15 protein-coding genes and 1 tRNA gene are annotated in these 14997 nt (G+C 69.6%); 7 read left to right on the top strand and 9 right to left on the bottom strand.

Annotation, left to right across the window (positions count from 1 at the left end; all coding sequences use genetic code 11):
- Positions 1-2 precede the first annotated feature (2 nt).
- Both JOD63_RS00595 and JOD63_RS00590 read right to left on the bottom strand, forming a co-directional pair.
- The gene (locus JOD63_RS00595) at positions 3-1811 is read right to left on the bottom strand and encodes a sensor histidine kinase (RefSeq protein ID WP_045276419.1); all 1809 of its coding nucleotides are present in this window, start codon (positions 1809-1811) and stop codon (positions 3-5) included.
- Positions 1812-1818: 7 nt separating this feature from the next.
- Positions 1819-2508, bottom strand: a complete 690-nt coding sequence (locus JOD63_RS00590; RefSeq protein ID WP_045276418.1) for a hypothetical protein — start codon at positions 2506-2508, stop codon at positions 1819-1821.
- 358 nt (positions 2509-2866) lie between these two features.
- Here JOD63_RS00590 and JOD63_RS00585 point away from each other — a divergent pair, with 358 nt between their 5' ends.
- The 3 genes from JOD63_RS00585 to JOD63_RS00575 are packed head-to-tail and all read left to right on the top strand — an operon-like array spanning position 2867 to position 5974.
- Positions 2867-3565 carry a hypothetical protein gene (locus JOD63_RS00585; protein ID WP_045276417.1) on the top strand — a complete coding sequence of 233 codons (699 nt, stop codon included), beginning with the start codon at positions 2867-2869 and terminating at the stop codon, positions 3563-3565.
- Positions 3558-5336: a sensor histidine kinase gene (locus tag JOD63_RS00580; protein ID WP_052682565.1), complete on the top strand. Its 1779-nt coding sequence runs from the start codon at positions 3558-3560 to the stop codon at positions 5334-5336. The genes JOD63_RS00585 and JOD63_RS00580 overlap by 8 nt, the downstream gene beginning before the upstream one ends.
- The gene (locus tag JOD63_RS00575; protein WP_045276416.1) at positions 5333-5974 is read left to right on the top strand and encodes a response regulator transcription factor; all 642 of its coding nucleotides are present in this window, start codon (positions 5333-5335) and stop codon (positions 5972-5974) included. Before JOD63_RS00580 ends, JOD63_RS00575 begins: the two co-directional genes overlap by 4 nt.
- Before the next feature lie 167 nt (positions 5975-6141).
- Here JOD63_RS00575 and JOD63_RS00570 read toward each other — a convergent pair.
- Positions 6142-6214: transfer RNA gene (locus JOD63_RS00570), tRNA-Arg, on the bottom strand.
- Positions 6215-6333: 119 nt separating this feature from the next.
- On the bottom strand, positions 6334-6960 hold the full coding sequence (locus JOD63_RS00565; RefSeq protein WP_045276415.1) for a hypothetical protein: 627 nt from the start codon (positions 6958-6960) through the stop codon (positions 6334-6336).
- A gap of 109 nt (positions 6961-7069) precedes the next feature.
- On the opposite strand from JOD63_RS00565, the gene JOD63_RS00560 reads away from it, so the two are divergent.
- A complete protein-coding gene (locus JOD63_RS00560) occupies positions 7070-7915 on the top strand; it encodes an SDR family NAD(P)-dependent oxidoreductase (protein ID WP_245618025.1) in 846 nt (281 codons plus the stop codon).
- Positions 7916-7984: 69 nt separating this feature from the next.
- Here JOD63_RS00560 and JOD63_RS00555 read toward each other — a convergent pair whose 3' ends face one another.
- Positions 7985-8365, bottom strand: coding sequence for a DUF5684 domain-containing protein (locus tag JOD63_RS00555; RefSeq protein ID WP_052682564.1), 381 nt, complete (start codon positions 8363-8365; stop codon positions 7985-7987).
- 146 nt (positions 8366-8511) lie between these two features.
- Between JOD63_RS00555 and JOD63_RS00550 the strand changes: the two genes are divergently transcribed.
- The 3 genes from JOD63_RS00550 to JOD63_RS00540 all read left to right on the top strand — a co-directional run bounded on the left by JOD63_RS00550 (position 8512) and on the right by JOD63_RS00540 (position 9836).
- Positions 8512-8709 carry a hypothetical protein gene (locus JOD63_RS00550; protein WP_045276414.1) on the top strand — a complete coding sequence of 66 codons (198 nt, stop codon included), beginning with the start codon at positions 8512-8514 and terminating at the stop codon, positions 8707-8709.
- 151 nt (positions 8710-8860) lie between these two features.
- Positions 8861-9280 carry a DUF4383 domain-containing protein gene (locus tag JOD63_RS00545; protein WP_045276413.1) on the top strand — a complete coding sequence of 140 codons (420 nt, stop codon included), beginning with the start codon at positions 8861-8863 and terminating at the stop codon, positions 9278-9280.
- 7 nt (positions 9281-9287) lie between these two features.
- Positions 9288-9836 carry a hypothetical protein gene (locus tag JOD63_RS00540; protein ID WP_045276412.1) on the top strand — a complete coding sequence of 183 codons (549 nt, stop codon included), beginning with the start codon at positions 9288-9290 and terminating at the stop codon, positions 9834-9836.
- 105 nt (positions 9837-9941) lie between these two features.
- Here JOD63_RS00540 and JOD63_RS00535 read toward each other — a convergent pair whose 3' ends face one another.
- The 4 genes from JOD63_RS00535 to JOD63_RS00520 form a co-directional block, all read right to left on the bottom strand.
- Positions 9942-10886: an aldose 1-epimerase family protein gene (locus JOD63_RS00535; protein ID WP_045276411.1), complete on the bottom strand. Its 945-nt coding sequence runs from the start codon at positions 10884-10886 to the stop codon at positions 9942-9944.
- 112 nt (positions 10887-10998) lie between these two features.
- On the bottom strand, positions 10999-12501 hold the full coding sequence (araA, locus tag JOD63_RS00530; RefSeq protein WP_045276410.1) for an L-arabinose isomerase: 1503 nt from the start codon (positions 12499-12501) through the stop codon (positions 10999-11001).
- A gap of 59 nt (positions 12502-12560) precedes the next feature.
- On the bottom strand, positions 12561-14159 hold the full coding sequence (locus tag JOD63_RS00525) for a xylulokinase (protein ID WP_045276409.1): 1599 nt from the start codon (positions 14157-14159) through the stop codon (positions 12561-12563).
- Positions 14156-14881 (bottom strand): L-ribulose-5-phosphate 4-epimerase, encoded by a 726-nt coding sequence (locus JOD63_RS00520; RefSeq protein ID WP_045276408.1) that lies wholly within the window; start codon positions 14879-14881, stop codon positions 14156-14158. Before JOD63_RS00520 ends, JOD63_RS00525 begins: the two co-directional genes overlap by 4 nt.
- Between the last annotated feature and the right edge of the window lie 116 nt (positions 14882-14997).

Genomic DNA, 14997 nt, shown 5'->3' with positions numbered 1-14997 from the left:
ACTTATGGTCTCCCGCTCATGGTGGCGACCGGAGTGGGGCTCAGGAGCGGCAAATCTGCGACGACCCTCGTTCCGCCCGCGGGGGGACGGTCGATCGTGAGTGTCCCCCCGACTTCGTCGGTGCGCTCCCGCATCGATTGGATGCCGACACCGATTGTCGACTCCGGGGCGATGCCGCGACCATCATCGGTCACTACGATCCGGAGTGCATCCGGCCCCGAGGCAACCGATACGACGCAGTGGGATGCGGATGCGTGACGCTTGACGTTCGCCACCGCTTCTTGAGCGATGCGGAAAGCCGCAGCCTCGATTGCCGCGGGGAGAGCGGGGAGCGTGGTGTCGGCTTCAACGGTGACGACCGGGTGCTCCGTTGAACCGACGCGCTCACGGATGGCCTCCACCAGACCGCGATCGTCGAGCACGGGCGGGCGCAGGTCGTAGGCGACATCACGCAACTGACGGGATGCTGATGAGAACCCTTCCACGAGTCGTGCTGCAGCGGCCGCCGCGCGCTCATCGCCTGCCCGGGCGAACGCTTCGACGGCGGCGGCGGAGAGTCCGAGACCGGAGAAGGTGGGGGCCAGGTCATCATGAAGATCACGGCGCAGCCGCTTGCGCTCCTCTTCACGCGCGAACACGAGTTGTGACCTGGCGTCCAGGAGGTCGGCGAGCACCTGAGTGTTGTGCAGGGCGGGACCGGCCTGGCGGCACATCCGCTCGAGCGTCGCCCGGTCACGCGGCGTCAGAGCCGCATCGCCTAGGCGGGGCAGAGCGGTGAGGGTTCCCACGGTGAGCCCCGCGTACCGGATGGGGATGTCCACGGCTTCGGCGCCAAGCGGCTCCTCGCCCACGTGAGCGTGAAGTCCGGACGGGCTGGCCACCCGAACCCCTCGAAGGTGAAGTGCGTCCGTGACGGTGTCGACGATGTGGCGTGGAACATCTCGCGGGTCGATGGATGCCCCGAGCCGATCACCCAGCTCAGCCACGGCGCGCACCGGGCTGGTGAGGCGACCGAAGGCGGTACGCCTTCCGATCCACCGCGCGACTATCGCGAGCAAGAGGCCGCCCGTCGCACTGACCATCGCCGCCAGCCAGGGCGCAGCATCCGGGATCCACGCGTCGAATACCTTGACGGACGCGGCCGCGATGGAACCGACGGCGATGAGCCAGAGACCGCCCGTGATCACCCACGCCAGGAGTAGGTCGACCGGCGCTGTTCGCGGCGCTAGCAGTCCGATCGCGAAGGTCGGAGCCAGAACGGCGTTCAGCAGGTTCGCCACCCAGACGCTCGATACAGGGATGCCGCCGGCTCCCGCCACCATCCACACCAGGAATCCGAGCATCACGGTGATCATGCCCAGGAGCGGCCAGCGCGCCTGAGTTCGTTCCTCAATGCTCGACCTGCGCAGGTAACGATAGAGCTGTCCGGCGAGGAGCATCACCGTCCACAGCACCGCGAAATGGATCGGCCACCAGGGCTGCCGGTTCTCCCATGCGAGGCCGCTCGCCAGATTCCCAACCTGAATCCCGACTTCCAAAGCGGCCGGAATGAGGATCCATCGCGGTACCGCCCGCCCGTCGGGGAAGACGGCGAGCAACACGGCGATCGTGGCGTTCCCGATGCCGATCGGGACGCGGCTGAACGTGGCTTCTGACATCGGATCGAGCGCTGCGATCGCGCCAGCCGCAAGGAGCACCGCGACCAGGATGGCAACGAGCATCGGGGCGCGGCGACGGACCGCTCGCCACACCAGCACCGCGGCGAGCGGCCAGTACACCGCCTGGATCAGGACGGCGACCGCGATTTCCATGGCGTCATCATGCCGCAGCCGGTGTTGCCATGGGAGCCTTCTCCACGGGCGCTTCTGCCGCCCGGCGCGCACGGATCAGGAGGATGCCCCCTATGGTTCCGAAGGCGAGCATCACCACGAGGAACCCCAGTTGCAGGCCGAGCGCGACGAATCCCGCGAACGATGCAACCGCCGCCACCCACAACAGCACCACGACGGTCCGTGGCAGATGGCCCGCGGCTCCCACGGCGACGATGCCGAGCCACGGCAATGCGGCAACCGCGAAGAGCACGCCACCAGTATGGACTCCGACGAAGAGGCCTTCGATGACGGCGTTCTCGGCCGCGGGATCGGCGGAGGCCGCGGCAATGTTGTCATTGAGCAGGGTGGTGCGCTGCGCGAAGCTCGCCGCCCCACTAAGCAGCCAACCAGCAGTCGCAATCGCGCCGAACAGATGCGAGAGACGTGCCACCTGCCCTCCATCGGGCCAGACGATGGCCGCAAGTCCGATCGTTGCGACACCGAGAGCAATGCCCGCGCTCGACCACGTGGAGAGGAACAGCACGCCTCCCCAATGCTGATCGGCCATGTCTGACGCCAGAGGATGCTCGGCCAGCGGCACGAGGGTGTTCACCAACGCATTGAGGGTGAACGTCACGAAGAACGCGAGTGCGAAGCCGAGAGTGCCCCAGCCCGCAACCCGAAGAGAAGTCGTCATGGTCCTGTCCTTTCGCCCAGCCGCGTTCGCGGCACCTGGGACCAGGGAACCCTGAAGCATTCCCGGACTGACAGGGTCACGTCTTCCCGACAGGCCCATCCGCACGCGAAGGCCCCACCAGCGGGCACCGCCCGAATAGGGATCCGAGACGACGACACCACGTGGCGCATCACGCGAAGCCGTTGATCGGCCGCGCCTGAATCGAGCGACACATTTCGCGTTGCCAGGATGCGGACCGCGGTCCCTCAGCCCCCGACGTCGGGGAGCCGCCACGACGTCGGGGGCCGGGCGGAAAGTGCACTGTCCTCCCGGGAAGGTTTCCGTGTGGGATGGGCCAACCAACCGAGAGGAGGCCGACATGGCCTTTCAGACCCATGAAGCCCTCGTTGCCAGACCGAGCGCCCAGGACCTCAGGACCGGAGCGCTCGGGGCGCTCGTCGTCTCGGCGGGGTACGTGCTCCTTCCGACCTTCCGGAGCGTCGTGATGGCCATCTTGGGAGAGGAGGACACGGCACCGTACCCTCGTCCTGCCGACATCTCTCAGCATGAGTGGTGGGGGGTCTCGGGGGCGGTGATCTTCGCGCTCATCGGCGTTGGCGTGCTCCTGACCGTGGTGGCGACCGTCGACACCACTTCGCCGTGGGGGCGCGCGGGCACCGCCCTCGGCATGATCGGCACGGGGGGTTACTTCCTGTCCGGTGCCGGTTCCCTCGGCATGTACAGCTTCGTCGCTGCCAACCTCGTACATACCGGAGCCGACGAGGGCGCGCAGGTCGCCGCACTGTGGGCTGTGAACATTGCGACCGGCGCGGCGCTCACCGTCGCAGCATGCTGCACGGCGGCGTGGCTCGTCTGGCTTGGTGTGACCGGCCCGCGACGCGGGATCATTGGGCGGCTGACAGGGATCCTGTTGATCGTGCTGGCGATGCTGATCATCGGGGGCTTCACGTTCTCCTTCCTCCCGGTCCAGTTCGCCTTCATTCCTGCTTTCGTTCTGCTGGGCATCGCGCTCTGGCGTCGCCGCCGACCGATGCGTCAGACTTCAGCGGATGAATGAACCGGCGATCGTCTCGACGGCCGCCGCGGTGATCTCCGCGGTCGCTGTCGCCGTGCTCGTCGCGGCCGTGATCCGACGTCGACGCTTCACGCTCGCCGACGCCGGGGTGCTGCTCGTGCTGGTCGCGATTCCGGTCGCGTCCGTCCAGCCCTCCGACGTCGCATGGGATGGCGTGCTCAATGCGACGGGTTATGCGCTCGTGTTCGCCTCATACCCAGGCGGTCGCGTCGTCCCCCGCTGGCTGTGGATCCCGGTCGTATCGGTCGTAGCCGGCGCGGCCGGTCTCGCTGTGGTCGGCACGGCGGCGCTGGACGAGTCGTGGTATCTGATCCTCGTGCCGTTCGCGATGACGGTCCTCATCATCGGCACGGTCGTCCGCTATCTCCGTCGGCTCTCCACATCGGAGCGCGAGGGCGTCCGGTGGGCCGTGCTCGGAGCGATCGTCACATTCGGCGGCATGTCTGTCGTCGTAGCGGCGACCGCGCTGTCGAGCACGACGATCGCGAACTCCGGACCCTGGGTTGACGCGCTTGTCACGACCCTCGTCATCGCATCGCCGGTCGCGCTCGCCGTCGGCATCGCTGCTCCTCGTCTGGCTCCTGTGGACGTCGTGCTGTTCGAGGTCGTCCGTGTCATCGTGGTCGCAGTCCCGACGGTCATCCTCGTCGGCCTGGTCGTCGGGTGGCTCCCGCAGCATCCATGGCCTGCCGCCATCGCCGCGGGCGTCGTCGCGGTCCCGCTCTGGTTCGTCGGCGGACGCATAGCGGCGTGGTTCGTCTACCACGGGCGAATGTCGCCCGCCGTGGCGGTGCGGGCACTCGACAGTGTGCTCGGCGCGGCCGACGACCCGACCGACGCACCTCAGGTCATCGCCGAGGTCGTGGCGCGGGCTCTCGGATCCGCGCGCACCATCGTCTCGGGCCCGGGGCTCCGCTCCGGGACCAGCGGCGAGGCCGTGTCGTCGGATGCGCGAGCACCCGACGAGGTCGTGGCCGTGCCATACGCGGGGGTCGAGATCGCTCGGATCACCGTGTCTGCGCGGACCGGCGAAACGGGGCTGACGAGAACGGATCGCAGGGTGCTGGATCAGCTCGCGCAGCGGGCCGCAGCTTCCCTCCACGCCGCGCGCACCGTGAACGACCTTGTCGATGCCCGTGCCGCGCTCGTGTGCGCGCACGAAGAGGAACGCAAGCGCCTGCGGCGAGACCTCCATGACGAGCTCGCCCCCACCCTCGTCGGGCTTCGACTGACGGCATCCGGCGTGGTCCGGCTCCTCGAAGCATCGAACGGCGCCCTTGCAGGCACCGCCCGCACCATGGTGGCCGACGTCGAAGCCGCGATCGACCAGACCCGCGCCCTCGCGCACGGCCTGCGCCCGCCCGTACTCGACGCCGACGGCCTGGTCGCGGCCATCCGCGCCCGCGCGCGGTCGACCGACGGTCTGCGCGTCAGTGTGGCGGCTCCGACCGCGCAGCTCGACCTTCCCGCGGCGGTCGAGGTTGCGGCACTTCGAATCGTGCAGGAGGCCGTCACGAACGCGCGGAAGCACTCCGGCGCCCGCAATTGTGAGGTGCTTGTCACAATCGACGACCACACACTCCTCGTGCACGTCGACGACGACGGGCACGGCATCACACACACCGCGCGGCCGGGCCTCGGACTGGCATCGATGCGCGACCGGGTCAACGACCTGGGTGGACGCTTCGACTTGGAGACCTCTCCGCTCGGCGGCCTGCGCGTCGCCGCCGCGCTCCCGGTAGGCGCGACATGACCCGCGTCCTGATCATCGACGACCACCCGGTCTTCCGTCGCGGTCTCGCCTTCCTGCTGTCGACCTCCGGACACGAGGTGGTCGGAGAGGCCGCGAGCGGTGCCGAGGTGCTGGAGGCTGTCCGCGCTCACCGGCCCGACCTCGTCATCCTCGACCTCGGACTTCCCGAGCTCCACGGCTCGGCGGTCGCGGGCCGACTGCGCGCAGAGTCACCCCAGGTAAAGATCATCGTCGTCACGATGTACGACGACAACGCCTCCATCGAGCGCGCCCTCGACGCCGGTGTCGATGGATACGTACTGAAGGATGCCGCACCCGAGCAGATCCTCGCCGCGATCGACGCAGCGATGGCGGGCGCACGCATCCTCGGAAGCGGCGTCCGCATCCAGGCGCCGACGACCTCCCACCGTGACGAGACGGCCAAGCGGTACCGCCTTACCGCGCGCGAAAGTGATGTCGCCGACCTGCTCCGTCACGGGCTCGGCAACCAGGCCATCGGTGAACGGCTCGGCATCTCCGAGAAGACGATCGCGAACTACGTCGCCAATATCCGCGTCAAGCTCGACGCGACAAGCCGGTACGACGCCGCCCGGAAACTTCGGGAGGAATTACCGTGCGCAGGTCCGCCGACCATCTGATCGATATCAGAACGGCCGCCGCATCGCCTCAGCATTCCCTGGACAGCCTGCACGGCCTCGAAATTGTGAACCTTTCGAACCCGAACAGCCCCGGCACACGAGTCCCAGAAACCACGAAAACCCGCGGAGATCCGCGGGTTTTCGATCGTTACTGTCTCAACACAGTGTGCGCCCGAAGGGACTCGAACCCCTAACCTTCTGATCCGTAGTCAGATGCTCTATCCATTGAGCTACGGGCGCCCGGCTCTTGCTGTCGCTCAAGCCGTCGTCCAGATTACCCGAGTCCTGCCGCTTCCCCTAATCGAGGCCGGAACGGCCCGCATCCCGGGCGTGTCCGGTCACAGCAGGGGTCTCGCGGGTCAGGAATCGAACTCGCTCGCGTCGATCCCGCCGATGCGCGGCGACCGCTCGGGCACCGGCTCGACCGCCGCTCCCCTGTCGCCGTCGGCGAGATGACGACGGTGCGCAGCGAGCTTCGGAAGGTCGACGAGCCGCAGCGACTGCATGCGAGCCGTGCGCATGCGCTCGTAGTCGGGATCGAGGTCGGGGCGCATGCCCTCCACGATGAGGCGCCGCTGCAGGTTCGCCTCGACGTCACCCCACGCAGCGTCCCGCGACTGCTCGACGAGGGTGCGCACGGCGTGCGGGTCTTCGGCGCGCTGACGCAGCTCCTTGGCGACGCCGACGTACTGCTTGTGCCGCCGGCGGAGGTTGCGGGTGTCGCGGTCGCGGTAGTCGTGGGTGCCGTCGGGATCGCTGAACTTTCCCCACGCCTTCTTGCGCTGACGCTTGGCGAGGTCTGCGGCGGCCTCCTGCTCGACGGCCAGGGCGATGAGCGTGTCGTGCGCGAACGAGGCGAACGAGGCGGCGTCGAACTGCTCGTCGTGCGCGATCGTCTCGACGAGGATGTGGTTGCGGATCGTCAAACGCGCCGCGGCCGTGGCGATCGCCACACCCTCGGCGATCGCATCCGAATTCCGTCCCACCGGCGCGCACCTCCCTGTGTAGAGGCTACGCGTTCGCCGCACCCCTCAGCGTCAGCGACAATCGATGGATGCCCCGCAGCGGGGCGCTCGAAGACGAGGAGCACTGCACGTGGCGAAGACACGACTCGAGGTTCGCGGCCGGACCACCGTGATCACCGGAGCGGCGAGCGGCATGGGAGCCGACGTCGCCCGCGAACTCGACCGGCGCGGCGCACGACTCGCCCTGCTCGACCGCAACGCCGACGGTCTGGAGTCGCTCCGCGCGGACCTCTCGGGCACCGGCCACACGACCCACGTGGTCGACCTCACCGACGACGCCGCAGTGTTCGCGCTGGCGGCCGAGATCGAGGCATCCCACCCGCACGTCCAGGCGCTCATCACCTGCGCCGGCTCGTCGATGCTCGGCAACCTCGACCAGCTCACGATGGACGAGATGCGCTGGCTCATGGACGTGAACCTGTGGGGCACGGTCAACGTCACGAAGGCCCTGCTCCCCGCCCTGCGGCGGGAACCTGCCGCGCACATCACCCATCTGGTGTCGATCTACGGCCTCGCGGCACCCGCCGGGCGCATCCCGTACGCGATGAGCAAGTTCGCGGTGCGCGGCTTCACCGAGGCCCTGCGGCACGAGCTCGAGGGCACGACGGTCACCGTCGGCGCCATCTACCCCGCGGGGGTCAAGACCGGCATCATCCTGCACGGTCGGTACGCCGCCGCGATCGACCCGGCGGTCGCACAGCGCGCCGCCGCCGCGCAGGCGTCGATGTACCACACCGAGCCCACGGACGCCGCGAACACCATCGTCGAGGCGACTGTCCGCCGCCGCCCCCGCGCCATGATCGGGCGAGAGGCCGGCCTCGTCGACGTGCTCACGCGCGTCACGCCCACGCGCTACTGGGCGGCGATGCGCAGGCCGCTGCGCGACGCCATCGACACCACGACGCCGATCGCCTGACCCGCCGCGGTCGGCAACCGGCAACCGGCAACCGGCCGCCGGCAGCGCGCAGCAGCTGCCGCAACCGGCTCAGGGCTTCGTGTACGTCGCCTTGCCGAACCCGATGATGAAGTAGCCGACGAACGCGAAGAGCCACAGCCAGAAGAACGAGAACAGCCCGCCCTTGCCGAAGGCGCGACCGATCCGGAACGCGACGAACAGCGCGAAGATCAGGTTCACGATCGGGATCAGGTACAGCAGCGTCAGCCACGCGGAGTAGCCCGCGATCTTCACGAGGATCACGAGGTTCACGATCGGGATGATCGCGAGGATACCGGCGTACCCGGCCTTCTCGAACACCTTCCACAGCGCGACGGCGACGAGCACGTAGAAGACGATCCCGACCCAGCTGGTCTGCGAGAACAGGCTCGTCATGTCGGCGGTCGAGGTCACTGTGGAGGCGAAGGTCATGCGCTCAGCATAGGGGGCGCAGACTGCTCACGACGGGGCCGGCACGGCAGCTCTTTACCAAGCGGATCGGCGCCTGACAAGCCCCCTGGCACAGCCCCCGTCGCGACGTAGCGTGGGGTGCACAGACCACACGAGAGGAGTCAGCGATGGGAATCATGGACGACGCCAAGGAGACCGCCGAGGCTGTGGGCGAGAAGATCTCGCGCGCGTGGGAGGACACCACCGACCGCATCGGCGACAAGGTCGATGAGGCCAAGGCAGACGCCGATGTGAAGAAGGCCGAAGCCGAGCGCGACTCCGTCAAGGCGCGCAACGACATCAAGGAAGACCTGCGCGACAACTGATCCGCGCACGATCCGGAGGGCCTTCGAGAGTACTCGGGGGCCCTCTGTCGTGCCCGGGGGGGACGAATCCCGACACCGGCCAATCCGATCACAGGGGCGCCCCGAACAACCCTCTGACGCGGCACCCTGCCGCCGGAAATGGAGGACGCTCATGCGCTCGTCACCGAACCGCCTCGTCGCCACGATCTTCGGGGCTGTCTACCTCGTCGTCGGCGCCCTCGGCTTCGCCGTCACCGGCGGCGTCGGGTTCATCGCGACCGAGGGCGGACTGCTCCTCGGCATCTTCGAGGTCAACCCGCTGCACAACATCGCCCACCTGCTGATCGGTGCCGCTCTGCTCATCGCCGGGCTGTCGTCGACGGTCGCAGCCAAGACGGTGAACGTCGTCGTCGGCGCGGCGTACCTGCTGCTCGGCATCGTCGGCTTCTTCCTCGCGGGCACCGCGCTGAACATCCTGGCGCTCAACACCTTCGACCACTTCCTGCACCTCGCGAGCGCCATCGTGCTGCTCGGAGTCGGGCTCGCGGCCGACCGTGTCGTCACCGCCGAGCAGGCGCGCCGGACGGCCTGAGCACGCCATGACCACCGCAACCCATGCGAACGAGGCGGTCGCGCAGCGCACAGGCGGCGCGACCGTCTCGTGGGCCGCGGTCGCCGCGTGGGGCGCGGGACTGATCGAGCTCGCCCTCGGGGCGGGCGCAGTGACGACGGATGCCGCCGCCCGGGGGGCCGGCTTCGTCCTCGTCACGCTCGGGGTGGGCGGGCTCGCGTGGGGGGCTGCGGTGCTCGCCCGCGGACGCATCGTCGTTCCGCGGGCGGGTATCGCGGGCGCCCTCGCCGGGATCGCGGCATCCGTCGCCGTCCTCGCACTCGACCCGGCGCGCACGAGCGTCGCGACCGTCGGGTCTGCTGCGGCGCTGCTGCTCGCAGCGGCGTTCGCGTGCGCGGCCCGCGTGCGCCGCGGCGCAGGACAACGGACTGATGCAGCCCCGCCGAAGCTCGGCGTGCTGCTGGCCGCGGCAGTCGTCGTCGCCGCGATCGTCACCCCCGTGCTCAGCGCCACCGAGGCCGGGCAGCTCGCACCCGACCACAGCTCGCACGGGATCACCGACCCCGCGCACCACTGAACCAGCGGTATCCGCAGACTTCCGGCCTCCGCCGGTATGACGACGAGACGGCACCACCCGACCGGGATGGTGCCGTCTCGTCGTTCGCGGAGAATCGCGGCGCGGTCAGCCGATGGCGACGTAGCGCCAGGATGCCGATGCCTGGGCGCCCGGCTCGATCACGAGGAGGCCGGCGTCGTAGTCGTACGCAGACGCGTTGAAGGCGTCGGGGGCGCAGGTCATCGGCTCGACCGCGAGGCCCAGACGGCTGAGCTCGGCGACGGGCTTGTCGGCCGTGTGGATCTGCACCCACGGGCAGTCCTCGCCCCACGTCATCGCGACGCCGACACCGGCGCCATCGGTGAGGCTGACAGTGACGGCACCGTCTGCGTCGCGGACCAGGCCGGTGTAGGCGTGGTCGATGAAGACCGACCCCAGCTGCTTCGCCTGCCGGAAGTCGAAGTGCGCGGTCGCCGGCGTCTCGACCGAGGTCAGCGCGACCGGGCTGAGACGGTCGGCGGTCACCTCGAGCACCTGGGTGGCGGGCAGCTCGAGCGTCCAGTCGTCGACGTGGCCGGGGCCGGCGACGAGGTACGGGTGCGTGGCGGTTCCCCACGGTGCGGGCGACGCGCTCTCGTTGCGCGCGGTGACGGTCTGGGTCAGCCCGTCCGCGCCGAGCGCGAAGGTCGTCGAGACGACGATGCGCCACGGGTACGCGGTCTGCGGCTGGATGACAGCGGCGAGGGTGACGTGGTCGGAGCCCTTGTCGACGGCATCGAAGTCGAGCCACGAGGCGAGGCCGTGCAGGGCGTGCGAGCGCGCCGGCTCGGTGAGCGGCAGCTGGTACTCGACGCCGTCGAACGAGTAGGTGCCGTCGACGACGCGGTTCGGCCACGGCGCAAGGGTGGCGCCGCGGAACGACGGCCGCACCTCGTCGGCGTCGAACGGCACGATCAGATCGCGGCCCTGGTAGGTGAGCGAACGCAGCGTCGCGCCGACGCTCGCGATCACGGCTTCGTAGTCGCCCGAGCGAAGGGCGTGCTGGGTTCCGGAGGCGGGCGTGGCGGCCATGTGAGTCTTTCCTCGGTGGACGTGTGTGCGCTCCCAGAGATGAGGCGCGCCCATCACAGTACTGGGGCCGGGACCGCCCGCTCCAATCGGCAGGCGATCCCGGCGCCCTCTGTCAGAGCCCCTGGGCGAGGCGGTAGTAGGCCTGGTTCCAGCGCAGCTCGCGCTGGAACCCGCGGACACTGGTGTCTTCGTCGATGACGACGAGCTCGGTCGCGGCGATCTCGGCGAAGTCGCGGAACACCTCGATGCCGACCGCGGTCGTCATCACGGTGTGGTGGGCGGCACCCGCGGCGAGCCAGCAGGCGGCGCTGGTCGCGAAGTCGGGAGCGGGCTTCCACACCGCGCGACCGACGGGCAGCTTCGGGAGCTCCGGAGCATCCACGTTCTCCACCACGTTCGCGACCAGACGGAACCGGTCGCGCATGTCGCTCATCGCGACGACGAGCGCGGGCCCGGCGTCGGCGGTGAAGACCAGACGCACCGGGTCGTCCTTGCCGCCGATGCCGAGCGGGTGGATCTCGAGGCGCGGCTTCGCGGTGGTGAGCGACGGCGCGACCTCGAGCATGTGGGCGCCGAGGATGCGCTCGGAGCCGGGGACGAGGTCGTAGGTGTAGTCCTCCATGAGGCTTGCGCCGCCGGGGAGACCCGCGCCCATGACGTTCGCGACGCGGACCAGGATGGCCGTCTTCCAGTCGCCCTCGGCTCCGAAGCCGTAGCCTTCGGCCATCAGGCGCTGCACGGCGAGGCCCGGCAGCTGCTTGAGCGCTCCGAGGTCTTCGAAGCTCGTGGTGAAGGCGCCGAAGCCCCCCGCCTCGAGGAACGACCGCAGGCCGACCTCGATCGCCGCCCCGTCGCGCAGCGACTGGTGGCGCTCGGCGCCGGGCTTCAGCTCGTCGGCGACCTCGTACAGGTCGAGGTACTCGGCGACGAGGGCGTCGATCTGCTCGTCGGATGCCGCCTCGACGGCCTCGACCAGCTCGTTCACGCCCCAGGTGTTCACCTGGACGCCGAAGCGCAGCTCGGCCTCGGTCTTGTCGCCCTCGGTCACGGCGACGTACCGCATGTTGTCGCCGAAACGGGCGAGCTTGAGCGAACGGGATGCCGCCCACCCGGCCGCTGCGCGCTGCCAGTCCTCGACCTGCTGCAGCACGGCGGGGTTCGACACGTGGCCGACGACGGTCTTGCGGGCGACACCGAGGCGCGTCTGGATGTACCCGAACTCGCGGTCGCCGTGCGCGGCCTGGTTGAGGTTCATGAAGTCGAAGTCGATGTCGTTCCAGGGCAGCTCGACGTTCGCCTGCGTGTGCAGGTGGAGCAGCGGCTTCTGCAGCGCGTCGAGACCGGCGATCCACATCTTCGCCGGGCTGAACGTGTGCATCCACGCGATCACGCCGATGACGTGGTCGGCGGCGTTCACGTCGAGCGCGAGGCGACGGATCGAGTCGGAGTCCTTCAGCACGGGCTTCCAGACGACCTTCACCGGCAGACCGCCGAGACCGGCGGCGACCGCCTGCGACTGCTCGGCGACCTGGCGCAGGGTCTCCTCGCCGTACAGGTTCTGGCTGCCGGTGACGAACCAGATCTCGTACTGGTCGAGCGTGTTGTCAAGGGTCATGCGTTGTCCTTCGGGATCGGTCGCGGCGCGGAGAGCGCCGGCGACGAGACGGAACGGTGTCAGAGGTGTTCGACGGCGGCGCGCTCCACCGCGAGCCCCGCGCTGTAGCGATCGAGGAACGAGGCGAAGCCGGCGACGTCGGCGGGATCGGGGTCTGCCACGTCGACGGCGGCCGCCGCGAAGACGTCGTCGGCGAGGTAGGCGCTGAGGTCGGTGTCGGCGTGGGTGAGGTACGCGGCGAGGACCGCGGCCCCCCACGCGCCGCCCTCTGCCGCGGTGTCGCCGACGGCGACCGGGGCATCGAGCGCCGCCGCGAGGAAGCGCTGCGCGACGCCGGCGGTGCGGAACATGCCGCCGTGGGCGAACATGCGGTCGAGCCCGGCCTGCTCGCCGTCGAGCACGCGCATCCCGAGCGCCAGGGTGCCGAACACGCCGTACAGCTGCGCGCGCATGACATTGGCCAGGCTGAAGTCGCTGTCGGGCGTGCGCACGAACAGCGGGCGGCCCGCATCGGTGCCGACGATCGGCTCGCCCGCGAGGTGGTTGTATGCGAGGAGTCCACCGGCGTCGGCGGCACCGGCGAGCGCCTCCTCGAAGAGGACGCCGTACACCGCGTCGGCATCGAGCGCGGTGCCCGACGCCGCGGCGAAGCGGTGGAACAGCCCGACCCAGGCAGCCAGCTCGCTCGCGCCGTTGTTGCAGTGCACCATCGCGACCGGGTCGCCCGCCGGGGTGGTCACGAGGTCGAGCTCCTCGTGCGGCTGCGACAGCGCGCGCTCGAGCACGACCATCGCGAAGATGCTCGTGCCGGCGCTCACGTTGCCGGTGCGGGGAGCGACAGCCCCGGTCGCCACCATGCCGGTGCCCGCGTCACCCTCCGGAGGACACAGCGCGATGCCGGCGCGCAGCGCGCCGCTCGGGTCGAGCAGAGCGGCGCCCGCCGCGGTGAGGGATCCGGCATCCTCCCCGGCGACCAGCACCGCGGGCAGCAGGTCGCGCAGGGCGCCGGCGAGGGGACCGCCCGCCGACAGCGCGTCGAACTGCGCGAGCATCCGCTCGTCGTAGTCGTTCGTCGCGGAGTCGATGGGGAACATGCCCGACGCGTCGCCGATGCCGAGCACACGGCGACCCGTGAGGCGCCAGTGCACGTAGCCGGCGAGCGTCGTGACGAAGCGCACGTCGGGCACATGGGGCTCGGCGTCGAGCACCGCCTGGCGCACGTGCGCGACCGACCAGCGGAGCGGAATGTTGGTGCCGAACAGTTCCGACAGCTCCGCTGCAGCGGCACCGGTGGTCGTGTTGCGCCACGTGCGGAACGGCACGAGGAGCTCGTCCTGCGCGTCGAAGGCGAGGTAGCCGTGCATCATCGCCGAGATGCCGATCGCTCCGAAGACGTCGGGACGCACGCCGTGGGTCTTCTCCACGTCGTCGACGAGTTCGGCGAACGCGGACTGCAGGCCCGTCCAGACCTCGTCGATCGCGTAGGTCCAGTTGCGGCCGTCGAGCCGGTTCTCCCACGCGTGACCGCCGACGGCGAGCACCCGGGTCGGGTCGTCGGCGAGCACCAGGCACGCCTTGATGCGGGTGGATCCCAGCTCGATCCCGAGCGCGGTGCGACCCTCGCGGATCGCGGCGGCGACGGCATCCGTCGTGCTCATCGGGCGTCCTCCGCATCGCGGCGCTCGTCGGTCGACTGCCCGTACACGTTCTGGTACCGGTCGTACAGGGCGTCGATCGCCTCCTGCGGAATGGGGATCAGCGGCCCCGCCTCGCGGGCGTAGTGGACGGTGCGCGCGACGTCCTCGACCATGACGGCGGCCTTGACCGCGTCTTTCGCGTTCACGCCGATGGTGAACGGGCCGTGATTCTGCATCAGCACAGCCCGGCTGCGGTGTCCGGTGAGCGTCTCGACGATGCCGCGGCCGATCGAATCGTCGCCGATGATCGCGAACGGACCGACCGGGATCGGGCCGCCGAACTCATCGGCCATCGCCGTGATCACGCACGGGATCTCCTCACCGCGCGCCGCCCACGCCACCGCGAACGTCGAGTGGGTGTGCACCACTCCCCCGACTTCGGGCATGTTGCGGTACACGTACGCGTGCGCCGCGGTGTCGCTCGACGGGCTGCGGTCGCTGCCGGCGGTTCCCGCGATGACGGTGCCGTCGAGATCGCACAGGATCATGTTCTCCGGCGCCAGGTCGTCGTAGCTCACGCCACTGGGCTTGATCACGAAGAGGTCGGCGCCGGGCACGCGGCCCGAGACGTTGCCGCCCGTCCACACGATGAGCTCGTACCGAACGAGTTCGGCGTGCAGTCTCGCGACATCGGCGCGCACGGCGGCGATGGATGCCTCGATCTCGGGGCTGAAAGTCGTCACGGGTCCTCCGTCGGGCTGCGTGGTCGTTCGGCGCTCGCGCACCGCCGGATATGTTACCGGTAACAAGCATGGCTGACAACCGGCCGCGCGCCAGCTTCGAGCCGACCTTCGGCGCG

The sequence above is a fragment of the Microbacterium terrae genome (genome assembly GCF_017831975.1).
Lineage (GTDB): Bacteria > Actinomycetota > Actinomycetes > Actinomycetales > Microbacteriaceae > Microbacterium > Microbacterium terrae.
The sequence above is the reverse complement of the archived record's forward strand: the minus strand, read 5'-3'. Positions and strand labels throughout refer to the sequence as shown.